Below are 12162 nucleotides of genomic sequence, written 5' to 3'. Positions count from 1 at the left end.
CGCGGATGTGCCACACGCCAGGGCTTACTTTGCCAATCATCGGGGTCCTGTGTGCCGGTCAGGATCTGCTCATCGAGCGCATTGGCGATGATCTCGCGGATCACGAAGGGCACGCTTCAGTGCTCAAGCACCTTGCCGATGTTGAGATCGAACTCGTGCTCGCCAGTCAGGCGCACGGTGCTGCCCATGCCCCGAGCGTGCCACTGTCGAACGCGCGCCGGCCGGGCTTCGTTTATGCCAGGCCTGATCCGGGCATTCCCATCTCGTTGTCATGACTTTGCCGCCAAGATATTGATCAGCACAAGGAGGGTTGTCATGGACGGAATCGTGCTTCTGAAAGAGGACCACAAAGCAGTCAAACGTCTGTTTCGCCAATTCGAGAAGACACACAAAGCTGCGTCACCGAAGCAGAAACGGGCCTTGGTGGACCAGATCCTTAAGGAACTGAACACACACGCCTACATCGAGGAGACGATCTTCTACCCCGCCGCCCGCGAAGGCGTTCCCGAGGCAGAAGACCACGTGCTCGAGTCCGTGGAGGAACACCACGTGGTGGCGTGGCTGTGCTCAGAACTGCAGCACCTGGACCCGGCTGATGAGACCTTCGACGCCAAAGTGACGGTGCTGATCGAAAATGTGGAACACCACGCCGATGAGGAAGAGCACGAGTGGTTCCCGAAGGTGCGTAAAGCCTTGGGCCGTAACCGTCTGGCCGAGCTCGGCGAGCAAATGGCCGCCGCGAAGGCTCACGCTCCGGCTGACCCATTGGCGCTGATGTCAGCAAAGGCCTAAACGTGCCTCGCTGGCTGAAAAACAACGCCCTGTCGATAGTCACGCTGGCGGCGTTCGGCATCTTCGCCGCCCTGCAGGCACTGACCGGATGGCAGGTACGCAACGACGACCTCGCCGCGGCAGGCCTGGCGGCCGATAGCTTCTGGCACTACCTGGGCACCGGTCACTTCACAGAAGCGCTGTTCGAAAACTGGGAATCAGAGTTCCTGCAAATGGGCGCCTACGTTCTCCTGACCGCCTTGCTTGTTCAGCGCGGATCACCAGAATCCAAGCCGCTGGACCAAGGAGACCGTGCCGAAGACGACCCAGCCAACGCTGGGGCCCAATCGCCGGCTTGGTCGCGAACCCACGGCATACAGCAATGGCTATACCGCAACAGCCTTTCGCTGGGGTTGTTCGGGTTCTTCTTGCTCAGCTTCACGGGCCACCTGATCGGGGGAACCGCCGAGTTCAATGAGCAGCAAGCCCTTGAGCAGGGAGCCGATCAGGTGAGCGTGTGGCAATTCCTCGGCACCGCTGACTTTTGGTTCCAGTCGATGCAAAACTGGCAGTCCGAATTCCTCGCGGTTGCCGCCCTTGTGTTGCTGAGCATCGTGTTACGCCAGCACGGCTCCCCACAGTCCAAGCCCGTGACTGCACCGCACGCCCAGACTGGCACCGAATAGCTAGCCCTGGCTGGTATTGCCGGGGCCGTCCAATGTGGCCAGTGCGCCGAAGGCGAGCACTGCCGCTACGGTTCGCACGGCGTGGGCGGTCTGCCAATGGTCTCGCACACTGGCCCAGTCCGCCGGTGGTGACTGCGTGGTCCAGGCGAGCTGGTCGGTGTTGATCGGCAGGTTGACGATGAGGGTGAGCGCGAAGATGAACAGTAGTAAGGCAAGTGCGGCCACGGTTCGCCACCGGGTGTTCGTTCGGAAGGTCCGGTAGGCCAGGAGCGCGGTGGCGATGAGTGCCGGCACAAGCGTGGCGATGGCGAGTTTGTCGAGGGAGTCGAGCTCGACCTGACGGACTTGGGTGTAGACGGTGCCGCCGAATCTTCGCAGCGACAGTTCGAGGATGAGGACGGCGACGAGGAATCCGGCGAACAGTCCTGCGAATAGGACGCTGGCGAAGCGCGCGACCTTGGTCATGACGATGCTCCTTAATGGGGAGAGCGTGGTGCCAGCACGGCGAAAATGCTGGCACCACACATCTCGGGCGTGCTCGGTTAGAAATGCTGGCCGGGTTGGTAGCCACCAGCTGGCATCTGGAGGACGACGTTGAGCCGGTTGAAGGCGTTGATGAGGGCGATCTGAGACACCAGAGCGATCAGCTGCTCATCGTCGTAATGCTTGGCGGCATTGGCCCAGACCTCATCGGAGACTCCGCCCGCGGCATCCGCGATACGGGTGCCCTGCTCGGCCAGCTCCAGTGCGGCGCGCTCGGCGTCGCTGAAAACCGTGGCTTCGCGCCACGCTGCGACGAGGTTGAGGCGCGCTGGGGTCTCGCCAGCGGCGGCCGCGTCCTTCGTGTGCATGTCGACGCAGTAGCCGCATCCGTTGATTTGACTGGCGCGAATCTTTACCAGCTCCTGCGTGGTGGCTGGCAGCGCCGAGTCGGCGGCCACTTTGGACGCCGACAAGATGTGCTTGATCATTTTGGTGGCGATGGGGCTGCCGAAGACGTTGAGACGGGCTTGCATGTTGTGCTCCTCACTTGATTGATAGAACGGGCATGTGCGGCATGCTGAGGGCGGTCCCCGGGACGCTGATGACGTCGTAAGGGGGTGACGGTGACGGGCTCTAAACCGCCGCGGGATACCTCCAGGACGGCGTACCAACAGGAGCCATCTCTTCCGGCGATTCATGACAAGCCTCTCTCCAGTAGACGCACTGCATGGATTCCACGATCGTCGCGGCGGTAGGTGCGAACAACGCAAAAGATCGAATCGCCGTTTAAGCCACCGGTTATCGTCGGACGTTATGCGCGTTCCCCCGCCTCCGACCGTTTTCAGGTAACGGCCGTAAACTTCCGGATTGCACAGAGACTGAAGGAGAGGGCCTGGTGGAGCTACGTGACATCGAGATCTTCGTGACGCTGTCCGAAGAACTCCATTTCGGGCGTACGGCAGAGCGCCTCCGGGTGTCACAGGCACGCGTCAGTCAGTCGATCAAACAGCAGGAGCGCCGCATTGGCGGGGCCCTGTTCGAGCGCACGAGCCGCAGCGTGCGGCTGACCCCGCTCGGGGAACGGCTCCGCGACCGGCTCAAAGCCGGTTATGGCGAGATCATGGCTGGCATTGATGAGGCCACTACGTCTGCTCGTGGGCAGGCTGGGGCGTTGACGATCGGCACCATGGCCACCCACTATCAGCAGATCGCTTCGGTGATCGACCTGTTCCGGCAGCGGCACCCGCAATGTGAGCTGCGCATGCGCGAGGTTTTGCCCACCGACCCCTTCGGTGCGCTACGCGCCGACCGCATCGATATCGCCGTGGTGTGGCTGCCTGTGCGTGAGCCTGATCTCACGGTCGGGCCGCAGCTCTACACCGAACCGCTGACGCTAGCCGTGGCCGCAGACCATCGCCTGGCCAGCCGGGATCACGTCACGATGGAGGATCTCGGCGAATACCTCGTGGTGCGGCCCGATGGCCCCATCCCGGACTATGTATGGGAAGCACACACCCCACTCATGACACCAGCCGGGCGGCCCATCCGGGCGGGAGCCAACGTGGCCACGCTCGAAGAGGCCTTCACCGTCATTGGGACAGGCAACGTCGTATCCCCCGTCGGCGCGCACGCGGCCGCCTCACGGCAGCGCAGTGACATCACCTTCGTCCCCATCACCGACGCACCGCTGTTGCGTTACGCACCGGTGTGGCGCACGGTCAACGAGACCTCACTGTTTCGGGCCTTCATCCAAGCCGCCAAAGACGCGCAAACAACCACCTAGCGCCTCAGGCAGCGGTTTGTGTGGCCGTGGCCTTGCCCCGCACCAGGATCAGCCCGGCCACCCCTATGAGGATGTAGACAATGTTGGCCGGAGCGGCCAGCGCGAGGAACACACTTTGCGATCCTGTCTCGGCGGCGGCGTCGATGCCACCGGTGGCAAGGAACAGGGCCGGGTCGTACAGGCCATGCAGCAGGATCGGCCACAGCAGGTTCCTGGTCGCCCGCAACGTCAGGTACATGCAAATGCCGAACCCGAACGTGAACAGCACCGTGGCGGCGACCGTCGCTACGTCATCCCGGACAGCAGGTTCGTCGTGTGCAGCAACGCGAAGTCGCTTAGTCAGCGGAGAAGGCGATCGCGAAGGCCTCGTCGAGGAGCTCGGCGAGATCCTGCTTGCCGTCGCTGGCCGACCAGGTGTCCAGCGCTGCGTCTAGAGCGGCAAAGGCCATTCCTATGAGGACGACGGGACGCAGATTGTTCTTGCCACCTAAGCGTTTCTGAAGTTGCGCGGCGAGCTTGTTCTTCCATTCGAGTTGCCGCTCAAGGTAACGCGCCGTCAAAGAGGGTGTGGTGAGAATCAGCCTGGTAAGACGAACAGATTTTTCCGGGTACGCCACACAGGCGTCAGTGAACACGGTTAGCGTCTGGCGCAACGCTTGGGTGGGCGTTTCGCTGGCGGGACGAGCGGCGAGAGCGGCTTGCATCTCCTCCCCCACGTGCCCGAGAAACTCGATGATGACGTCCTCTTTGGACTTGTAGTACCGAAAAAAGGTTCGGCGGGACACTCCGGCCGCCGCAGTGATCTCATCGATGGTCGTTTCTTCGAAGCCCCGAAAAGCGAGCAGCTTCAGCGCGGCTTCGGCTAGCTCGTCGCGGACGAGCTGGCGTTTGCGCTGGGCGAGGTTTCCGAAGGTCACGCCGTTCATCATAGCTGATTCGTCACACTGAGCCACTGTTGACACTCAGTGCCACACGCGGCATGCTGTGAAGTATGACTTGGACAGCGCAGAACATCCAGGACCAGGCCGGGCGCACGTTCCTGGTGACCGGCGCCAACAGCGGCCTCGGCTATGTCACCGCACTGGAGCTAGCACGCCACCATGCCAACGTGATCATGGTTGTCCGCAACCCGGAAAAGGGCAGAACAGCGCTCGCCGCGATCGCCGGTCAGGTGCCTGGCGCCAGCCTTCAGCTCAACATCGCCGATCTCACCGACCTCGACACGGTTCGCCAGCTCGCCGAAGAGCTCAAGCAAACCCGCATCGACGTTCTCGTCAACAACGCCGGAGTGATGATGCCGCCGCGCGTGCTGAGCAAGCAAGGACACGAAAGCCAGTTCGCCGGCAACCATCTCGGCCACTTCGCGCTCACGGGACTGTTGCTGCCGCAGATAACCGATCGTGTCGTGACCGTCAGCTCTGACCTGCACCGCCGCGGCCACATCCACTTCGACGATCTAACGGGAGCCAAAAAGTATTCACCGCTTGCCTTTTACGCGCAGTCAAAGTTCGCCAACGTCCTGTTCGGCCTCGAGCTCGCCCGCCGTTTGCGGTCAGCCGGCTCGGGCGTGCGCAGCCTCATCACGCACCCTGGATACGCTGCTACCAACCTGCAAACCACAGGGCCCACAGGCATCTTCAAGCTGCTAGGCCCGCTCAGTAACAAGCTTTTCGCTCAGCCCGTCGAAAAGGGCGTGTTGAGCCAGTTGTACGCGGCCACTGATCCATCGGTCCAAAGTGGACAGTACTTTGGCCCAGGGCGCGGTGGGCATCCCAAAATCGAGCAGCCCATCGCGACAGCGACTTCGCTTGAAACAGCCCGCCGCCTTTGGGAGTTGTCCGAGGACTTCACGGGCGTGACGTACACCTTTGGTGCGGCCATCGCGCGAGAACCCTAGGCAAGAGCTCGCCTAGGGGCGCTGAATAGAGCGCTCCTAGGCGGCACGACGAGAGGCGTTGACGGCACTGGCTATGATCGCCTCCCGTGACTTCCCCTGTTACTCAGAAGAGCCGCTTCGCTCCTTTATTCGGCCTGCTCGCCATCGCTGCCGTGATCGCCGTCATCTTCGGCGTAGCGTTCGTTGGAAGATACGTGCGTACCGCGGTAATCGAGTTCGCCTGTCAAGCAACGGCTTGCACCGCAACGGGAATGACCACCGCTGGATGGCTGATCGTTGCCTTGCCGATAGCCACGATCGCGGCCGGGGTGCTCGCGTTCAAGCGGATGAGCAAGCTGGTCAAGGCGGCATACTTTGTGCTCTCGGTGCCTATCGTGGTCACGTCGTGGACGTTTGTCCCCGGTCGCGGGTCGTCGTTTAGCAAGCTGTTCAAAGGACCTGGCTCCTACCAGATGTCCGACGGTCTCCTGTGGGGCCTGGCTGGGCTCGCCGGCTTTGTCGTGTGTGCGGTGCTGGTGTCGTTCCTGAAGCAGGAAAGCCTGGCCGGGCGCAAAACACACCTGCTGTGCGGGGCGTTCGCGACAACGATGCTGGCCGGTCTGGCTATCGGAATCGCGCAGGCGGCTCCCACGCCATATGGGGCTGCCGAAGCGTTCCCTGAAGAGACCTGGACAGCGTCTGGCGACACACTGCGGCGAGTGTCGGCTAGCGACAAGGCGGGCTGCGCGGGGGTACTTCCCGTGGGCGGGACGGGCTGCGTTCGTACCCTCCATGGGGTATTCACCACCGACGACAGCGATGCGGTCGTTGACTTCACGGCGGTGCTCTACACCACCGACGAGGATGCCCGGGCCGCACGTGATGCGATCGGGTCCGCTGCCGGGCGGGCAAGCGAGGCCGTCGTGGTTTCGGCCCCCAACAACTGGGTAGTGGTGGGCAAGGTGTCCCATGCGGACAACCGTGACATCGTCCAGGCCGAGCGGGGCTACCTGCTGTGGACACTCAAGCAGGTCACCTACCGGTTCCTCAGCGTCCAGCACGGGTTGGGGGTACGCCCCACACCGGCCGACGGCATCGGCCCTAAGACGCCTTAGCTACAACACCAGAGCAACTGGCGACGACGTTTAGGTTTCCTGTGCCGGGCGAGGTGGGTACAGAGATGGAATCGCACGTAGTCCAAGTCCCCATGGAGCTCGAATGTTGATTTTGGGTCTAGTTCTCCTGCTAGCCGGATGGCTGACGGGCATAGGCATCTTGACGACCATTGGCATAATCCTGCTCGTGGTCGGCGCAGTTCTCATGTTGCTCGGGGGTCTCAACCGGCCGGTTCTCGGCCGCCGATACTGGTATTAGCTGAGCGGTAAGCGCACGTGACCGCCCGCTGCTTGCGGGCGGTCACGTGCGTCTTTTCTACCTTCTGGCTTGTTTCGGGTTACGGTTCCACGCCGTGAAGCCAGCGCTTTCCGCCTCGGCTGGTGTGCGGAACCAGATCTCCGCCCGCGTCTCGCGATAAGACGGCGACTCGGTGGTGTGGTACAGCATCGAGTTCATGTTTCCCTTCACCAGGTATTCGCGTGATGGAGGGGAACCATCGGCATTGGGCCGTGCCGAGCCGGGATATGGACCCGGTTCCACGATGCGCATCGTTGAATCGTTCAGCGAGGCCTTCTCCGACGGCGGCGTCATCGAGCGCCCAGTGGCGGCCGCTCCAGCGACTGTGGCCCCCGCGGCCGCGGCTCCTGTTGCCTGCCTTGAGTCGAGATCCATGGCAGAAGTCCGGCCAGTGTCCACACCAGACCGTGGCGGCGCTGACGTATCAGTGGCCATAGGGCTCCTGGTGGGACGCTCGGTGAGGCTTGGTCCCTGAATCCGTTCCTCGGTCACCTCAACCTTTGGCCGTCTCGTCGCCCGCATGATGAGCCAGGTCATCAGTGAGCCGAGCAGGAACGACAGCAGACACCACAACCATACTTGCCTGAAAAGGTATCCCATTTTAGCCTCCCTATTGGACAGTGATCTCGACACGGCGGTTGAGCGCTTGGCCCTCTGCGGTGTTGTTGTCGGCGACCGGATCGCTGTCGCCAAGGCCCTGTGCGCTCAGCTGTCCCACGGGCACTCCGAGGTCCACCAGCTTTTGCATCACGGCCTGTGCTCGCTGTTCACTCAGCTCCTGGCCGGCGACGGGCGAGGAAACCGCGGCCACGTGCCCCTCGATGCGTACCGCCACGCCTGTCGCGGCAGCCAGCATCGGCGCGATTTCTTCTAGGGTCTGGTTTCCTTGCGCGGTAAGGGTCGCCGAGTCAGGCTCAAACGTCACTGGCCGCGCACGCAGTGCCGCGTCGATGTTCTGCTGCAGGGCCGCCTTGTCGACGGTGCCACCCGCTCCGGAGACGGTCAGCTGGTTGTCGACTGTCGCGCTTGGAGCGGCCTGCTTCACCATCTGCTCGGCGTTCGCCTTGTCCTGCTCGGTTGGCACCGTTCCCGTCAGTGTCACTGTCGAGCCGTTCCACTGGAGCTGGTGCTCGCCGGGCACGGCAGCCAGGATTCCGGCGACGGTGCCCATTTCCGCTGCGGTAGCAGGCAACTGGACACCTGACTGCACTGTCAGGTTGTCAACCACAGCACGGCCACCGGCTGTCGCGGTGGCGGCCTGCACGAGTTGTGCCTTTGCCGCTTCATCGGGCACGATTCCGTTGAGTACCAACGCGTTGTCACGCACCTCGGCGGCTAGCGAACCTGCCGTGGTGGGATTCGTCCCGCCACCGACCGGACCGCATGACGTGTCTCCAGCCGCCGCGACACGTACGTTGTTGATGCCGGAGACCGATTTGACCGCGGCCCGTGCCGCTTCCTCTTGTCCTGCTGCGATTCCGCACACAGTGGCGTCGGCACCGTTGAACGCGAGCCCGGCACCGCCAAACCCTGCGGCCGATAACGCGCCGCGGGCCTTGTCGCTCAAATCGTTCTCGATGCGTTCACGGCCACCGCCTGGATACAACCAGAGCCAGGCCAGCGCAAGCGGCACCAGAAGCGCCGCGAGGAGCCAGGGCAACAAGCCCCGGCCGTTGGTGTATGTCGTGGTTTTGGCCCGGCGGATGATCGTCTCACCGGGCCCTGGCGAATCTCGGAGAATGCTCGGCATGTGCCCCTCCCCCGTCTTTGTGGCAATACCGGTCCAGATATGGCCGACTATCGCCGATAATCCAGCTGACCGGGGTGGATTCGCCGGAACAGGGTGAGCATCGAGCGGGATGGGGCGATAATGCCCGGGCGGGGACCCAGACCAGCCCCGGTGGATTGATGTGAGACTGCTGGCGTGCGTTTGCCAGTCCTAGCGTCGCCGAAGTGATGAAGCTCCGCACACGGGACAGCGCGTGTCAGTTTTCTGGCGATGCCCACAAGCGGCACAAGGTCTGTTGTGACCGCACGCTGCTCCGCAATGTCCACAGAGGAAGCCATCATGGGCTCGAAATTGAGATCGGCAAGTGCCGCACTCGTGGCTGGCGGCAGGGATGGCGAGATGAACCTCGATAGGAGGCGGTAGCCACCTCAGCCTTGGCTCGGCTGGGAACAGCTCGCGGGCGGCCAGTTGCACTTTTACGGCTTCTTTCTCACGCCTCAGGGTGACGAGAGCGGCGATCAGATTGATCCACGCGTTCACATGGGCGGGATCCGATTGGATGGCCTCTTGGAGGAGAGGCAGCGCGCTTTCACCATCACCGAACCGAAATAGATAGACGTACGCGGTGTCGTTGAGTAGCCAGGCTGGCAGGTTCCCATATTTCGCCCTAGCTTCAGCTCGGGCTTCGCGAAACATCCGATCGTCTGGCCTTCCACCCCGTGACGCCCGCCGCAGTTCATTTGCCACACCGAACGCGATCTGTTTGTCAGCTTGGTTTCGGGCCAGCGCCAAGGCGTACTGATAGAAGTTGAGTGCCTCGAAGTGGCAGCCGAGGTCATCAAGGATGTCAGCGATCATCCCGGTCACCTTGAGGTCGAAACGGCCGCCCAAGATTCTCATCGCACACATGTAGTGCAGAGCGGTGGCCTTCCGCCCAAGGTCCCATAGCAGAAGGCACATGTCCCATTTGGTCTCGAGCAGTGGCGTGGTCATCTCAAGAACGTTCAGGGCGAACGTTGCGGCCTCCTTGGTCCGGCCCGCCAGCGCATAGGCATGAGCGAATACTTGCGTCCACTCATCGGTATCCGCGATGGCGGCGTTCGCCTGAAGCAAGCCAAATAGCTTTGCGCCGTCGCGAGCATCCAATAGCGGAGCTGCCTGCTCCATGAAGCAGACCAGCTGTTCTTCTTCCTCTTTGGACAGTGTCAGACCACGGTAGTCAAGCACCTGGTCCAAAGCTGAAAGGTCGCCGGGATCCTGCGAGATGTCGACGACTAGGATGCTCTTGCGCTCCATCTGCTCCAGGATGCTGATTGTCTTGCCTTGATGCAGATAGCCGCGCACGTCCTCCAAGCTCACCTGGAAACTGTTCTCCTCGGCGTCAGGCGCTGGCCACTCTTTGACCAAATCAATCTGCACCTGCCCGAACTCAGACAGCCACCCAGCGAGCTGGCTCTCTTCCCCGATCCACTCATGGTTGGCGGCGACTGCCAAACCTCTCGTAACCACTCGCAGAAAATAGTGGCAATCAACAATCTGCGCCACGAATCGCCCAATTTCAATCCCGTGCGGCCCGACGTCTGATACAGGCAGCTCGTCCTGATCCAAATGGACCCGAAAACCACGCTCGCGCAAGCGATCCGCGAGGCGCCGGACCCAGGCTTTCGCCTCTGGGCCTTCCCAGCGGTACGAAATGAAAATCCAAGGTGGGTAGCCACGCGACCGTGGGCGCCGGACCAGCTCCCGAATCCTGTCGTGCATCGCGGCGGCCCGAACCCTCGCATCGCCGAACGATGACACGACCTGATCGAGGCTCAATCCCCCTGCCGACAGACTTTCAAGCGAATCACTAGGTTCAAGCCCGGCCCGAAACCGGTGGAATCCAGTCACGCATCTAATTGTATGGCTCGAAGCCAGGGCCACAGCGCTGGGACGACGCAAGCCACGATCACCAAACCGTGGCGGTTCGCGAAACCGGTGCACTGAAAGGGTTCCGGCGACCTGCTCGGCGGGAAAGCCTGCGCGCCCGCACGCCGGCACTTGACTCTCAGCTTGAGGGCGTGGGCCGCTCGGGCAGCATATAGGCGAGCAGCAATTTAATCATGAGGACGGGGATGATCCACGCGAACGCGGCCGGGACAGCCAAGAACGCGATGACCACCGTCATGCCCAGGGTCGTCACAGCGAACGCGACTGGGCGGCGCAAGGCGGCCGGGGCGAACTCGATAGCCACGGTGGCGATTAGCACCGTCGTATAGGTCACGGCGGCAGCCACCCAGGAGAACCCTGGCACGACAAGGGCCAGCACGAACGGGTGGAGATGTAACGCGACGAAGGCAAAGTGGTGCACCCGGGTGCGCCCGGCCCTGTGGTACCAACGTTTCGCGGAGTCAGTCGCGTTGACCACTGCCCCACCAAAGAGGTCGAAGCAGACCACGGTGAGTACGGCCACCGCCAGCGCGGATAACCCAGCACGCCAGGCGATGGCCAGACCGAGCAGCCCACCGGCGGCGGCCGTGGTGAAACCAGCCACGATTTCGCCACGCGTCGCGCCCGGGGCGATGAGACGGTCGACGAGGGTCACTCTCGTACTCCGTTCAACGATATGGTCCGATCCTGTCGCCAGATGCTATCTCCTGGAGGAACTTCCGCGGCGAACCACAGACTGGTCCGTCGTTTGTGGACCCCCGGCAAGTGTGCTTACGGCGGGGATGACCGGCCGTTCGGACGGATCGATCAACCTCGGTACCTGTCAGCATCGATACGTGATGAAGAAGACGACTGGTTTCGCGTTGCACAGACTTGCTAACGCTCGCGCCATTTCAGTGGACGGTCAGTCATGACGTGGGACGACAAGTTCCGTGAGGCGGCCGACCGGGTTCGAGCACAAGAGGGCGCTGCCACGCACGCCCAGGAACACGCGGCGCAGCAGAAGGTCGCGATCCGGCGCGCCCAGGATCAGTTCATTGGGAAAGTCACCGCCGAGGTCATACAGCCGTTTCTACGAGCGGCCAACTCCCCCGCTGGGCAGGCCATGGCCTTCCTCGTCACGAGATCTGAGAAGAAGCTGTTCGGTGGGTACCGGGACGTTCTGGTCCATCGCAAGTGGACAATCATGATGTCGCACGGAGACCGGCCTTGGCACCCACGAGAGCCCTGGTTTCCCCACGCCGATGACCGAGTAACAGTGCTGTCCACGGGACCATGGTTCTACGAAATCGTCTCCAGGAATCCCGACATGGTGCCCGCGGGTATCGGCTCGCGATTCACTTGCCTGGGAATGGATCACAAGATGCAAAGCCTGGTGGAAGGCATGATGCCGCAGGCTGGTCTCGATTTGGATGCCCTCTACACCCGCATTGAGGGCAGCACCCTGGAATACATGGCCAAGAACGGCTTCCGCCCCCGCTGACGGTTGAGG

At 62.4% G+C, this 12162-nt stretch carries 16 protein-coding genes; 8 read left to right on the top strand and 8 right to left on the bottom strand.

Annotation, left to right across the window (positions count from 1 at the left end):
- The first annotated feature begins 29 nt into the window (after positions 1-29).
- From A3E1_RS0131970 to A3E1_RS0131960, 3 genes are read left to right on the top strand one after another with little or no spacing between them, the layout of a single operon-like run.
- Positions 30-275: a hypothetical protein gene (locus A3E1_RS0131970; RefSeq protein ID WP_040392291.1), complete on the top strand. Its 246-nt coding sequence runs from the start codon at positions 30-32 to the stop codon at positions 273-275.
- A gap of 40 nt (positions 276-315) precedes the next feature.
- A complete protein-coding gene (locus A3E1_RS0131965; protein WP_020524898.1) occupies positions 316-792 on the top strand; it encodes a hemerythrin domain-containing protein in 477 nt (158 codons plus the stop codon).
- A gap of 2 nt (positions 793-794) precedes the next feature.
- Positions 795-1457 carry a DUF6766 family protein gene (locus tag A3E1_RS0131960; RefSeq protein ID WP_020524897.1) on the top strand — a complete coding sequence of 221 codons (663 nt, stop codon included), beginning with the start codon at positions 795-797 and terminating at the stop codon, positions 1455-1457.
- On the opposite strand, the gene A3E1_RS43160 is transcribed toward A3E1_RS0131960, so the two are convergent.
- Positions 1458-1922 carry an anthrone oxygenase family protein gene (locus A3E1_RS43160; protein WP_020524896.1) on the bottom strand — a complete coding sequence of 155 codons (465 nt, stop codon included), beginning with the start codon at positions 1920-1922 and terminating at the stop codon, positions 1458-1460.
- A gap of 77 nt (positions 1923-1999) precedes the next feature.
- Positions 2000-2473 carry a carboxymuconolactone decarboxylase family protein gene (locus tag A3E1_RS0131950; RefSeq protein ID WP_020524895.1) on the bottom strand — a complete coding sequence of 158 codons (474 nt, stop codon included), beginning with the start codon at positions 2471-2473 and terminating at the stop codon, positions 2000-2002.
- Between the two features lie 362 nt (positions 2474-2835).
- On the opposite strand from A3E1_RS0131950, the gene A3E1_RS0131945 reads away from it, so the two are divergent.
- Positions 2836-3723, top strand: coding sequence for a LysR family transcriptional regulator (locus A3E1_RS0131945; protein WP_020524894.1), 888 nt, complete (start codon positions 2836-2838; stop codon positions 3721-3723).
- 4 nt (positions 3724-3727) lie between these two features.
- On the opposite strand, the gene A3E1_RS0131940 is transcribed toward A3E1_RS0131945, so the two are convergent.
- Together A3E1_RS0131940 and A3E1_RS0131935 are read right to left on the bottom strand one after the other, a co-directional pair.
- Positions 3728-3991 (bottom strand): hypothetical protein, encoded by a 264-nt coding sequence (locus A3E1_RS0131940; RefSeq protein ID WP_020524893.1) that lies wholly within the window; start codon positions 3989-3991, stop codon positions 3728-3730.
- Positions 3992-4058: 67 nt separating this feature from the next.
- The gene (locus tag A3E1_RS0131935) at positions 4059-4649 is read right to left on the bottom strand and encodes a TetR family transcriptional regulator (RefSeq protein WP_157631857.1); all 591 of its coding nucleotides are present in this window, start codon (positions 4647-4649) and stop codon (positions 4059-4061) included.
- A 65-nt stretch (positions 4650-4714) separates the two neighbouring features.
- On the opposite strand from A3E1_RS0131935, the gene A3E1_RS0131930 reads away from it, so the two are divergent.
- The 3 genes from A3E1_RS0131930 to A3E1_RS47805 all read left to right on the top strand — a co-directional run bounded on the left by A3E1_RS0131930 (position 4715) and on the right by A3E1_RS47805 (position 6973).
- The gene (locus A3E1_RS0131930) at positions 4715-5620 is read left to right on the top strand and encodes an oxidoreductase (protein WP_020524891.1); all 906 of its coding nucleotides are present in this window, start codon (positions 4715-4717) and stop codon (positions 5618-5620) included.
- A gap of 86 nt (positions 5621-5706) precedes the next feature.
- Positions 5707-6714 (top strand): hypothetical protein, encoded by a 1008-nt coding sequence (locus tag A3E1_RS0131925; protein WP_020524890.1) that lies wholly within the window; start codon positions 5707-5709, stop codon positions 6712-6714.
- 103 nt (positions 6715-6817) lie between these two features.
- Positions 6818-6973, top strand: coding sequence for a hypothetical protein (locus A3E1_RS47805; RefSeq protein ID WP_020524889.1), 156 nt, complete (start codon positions 6818-6820; stop codon positions 6971-6973).
- A gap of 57 nt (positions 6974-7030) precedes the next feature.
- Here A3E1_RS47805 and A3E1_RS45315 read toward each other — a convergent pair whose 3' ends face one another.
- The 4 genes from A3E1_RS45315 to A3E1_RS0131900 form a co-directional block, all read right to left on the bottom strand.
- Complete coding sequence (locus A3E1_RS45315; RefSeq protein WP_051105208.1) at positions 7031-7612, bottom strand: sunset domain-containing protein; 582 nt, start codon at positions 7610-7612, stop codon at positions 7031-7033.
- A gap of 10 nt (positions 7613-7622) precedes the next feature.
- The gene (locus tag A3E1_RS45310) at positions 7623-8762 is read right to left on the bottom strand and encodes an OmpA family protein (protein ID WP_020524887.1); all 1140 of its coding nucleotides are present in this window, start codon (positions 8760-8762) and stop codon (positions 7623-7625) included.
- Positions 8763-8951: 189 nt separating this feature from the next.
- Positions 8952-10631: a TIR domain-containing protein gene (locus A3E1_RS0131905; RefSeq protein ID WP_157631856.1), complete on the bottom strand. Its 1680-nt coding sequence runs from the start codon at positions 10629-10631 to the stop codon at positions 8952-8954.
- A gap of 157 nt (positions 10632-10788) precedes the next feature.
- Positions 10789-11325 carry a hypothetical protein gene (locus A3E1_RS0131900; protein WP_020524885.1) on the bottom strand — a complete coding sequence of 179 codons (537 nt, stop codon included), beginning with the start codon at positions 11323-11325 and terminating at the stop codon, positions 10789-10791.
- A 255-nt stretch (positions 11326-11580) separates the two neighbouring features.
- On the opposite strand from A3E1_RS0131900, the gene A3E1_RS0131895 reads away from it, so the two are divergent.
- Positions 11581-12153: a hypothetical protein gene (locus A3E1_RS0131895; RefSeq protein ID WP_020524884.1), complete on the top strand. Its 573-nt coding sequence runs from the start codon at positions 11581-11583 to the stop codon at positions 12151-12153.
- Positions 12154-12162: the final 9 nt, after the last annotated feature.

Source organism: Catelliglobosispora koreensis DSM 44566, assembly GCF_000379685.1.
Lineage (GTDB): Bacteria > Actinomycetota > Actinomycetes > Mycobacteriales > Micromonosporaceae > Catelliglobosispora > Catelliglobosispora koreensis.
Note: the sequence above shows the minus strand (reverse complement) of the source record. Positions and strands in the feature narration are given on the sequence as shown.

What these genes read in the sequence shown, in the direction of transcription:
- A3E1_RS0131895 (WP_020524884.1), top strand. Translation starts at nt 11,581, where the DNA reads ATGACGTGGGACGACAAGTTCCGTGAGGCGGCCGACCGGGTTCGAGCA.
- A3E1_RS0131950 (WP_020524895.1), bottom strand. Translation starts at nt 2,473, where the DNA reads ATGCAAGCCCGTCTCAACGTCTTCGGCAGCCCCATCGCCACCAAAATG.
- A3E1_RS45315 (WP_051105208.1), bottom strand. Translation starts at nt 7,612, where the DNA reads ATGGGATACCTTTTCAGGCAAGTATGGTTGTGGTGTCTGCTGTCGTTC.
- A3E1_RS0131965 (WP_020524898.1), top strand. Translation starts at nt 316, where the DNA reads ATGGACGGAATCGTGCTTCTGAAAGAGGACCACAAAGCAGTCAAACGT.
- A3E1_RS0131930 (WP_020524891.1), top strand. Translation starts at nt 4,715, where the DNA reads ATGACTTGGACAGCGCAGAACATCCAGGACCAGGCCGGGCGCACGTTC.
- A3E1_RS0131935 (WP_157631857.1), bottom strand. Translation starts at nt 4,649, where the DNA reads ATGAACGGCGTGACCTTCGGAAACCTCGCCCAGCGCAAACGCCAGCTC.
- A3E1_RS47805 (WP_020524889.1), top strand. Translation starts at nt 6,818, where the DNA reads ATGTTGATTTTGGGTCTAGTTCTCCTGCTAGCCGGATGGCTGACGGGC.
- A3E1_RS45310 (WP_020524887.1), bottom strand. Translation starts at nt 8,762, where the DNA reads ATGCCGAGCATTCTCCGAGATTCGCCAGGGCCCGGTGAGACGATCATC.
- A3E1_RS43160 (WP_020524896.1), bottom strand. Translation starts at nt 1,922, where the DNA reads ATGACCAAGGTCGCGCGCTTCGCCAGCGTCCTATTCGCAGGACTGTTC.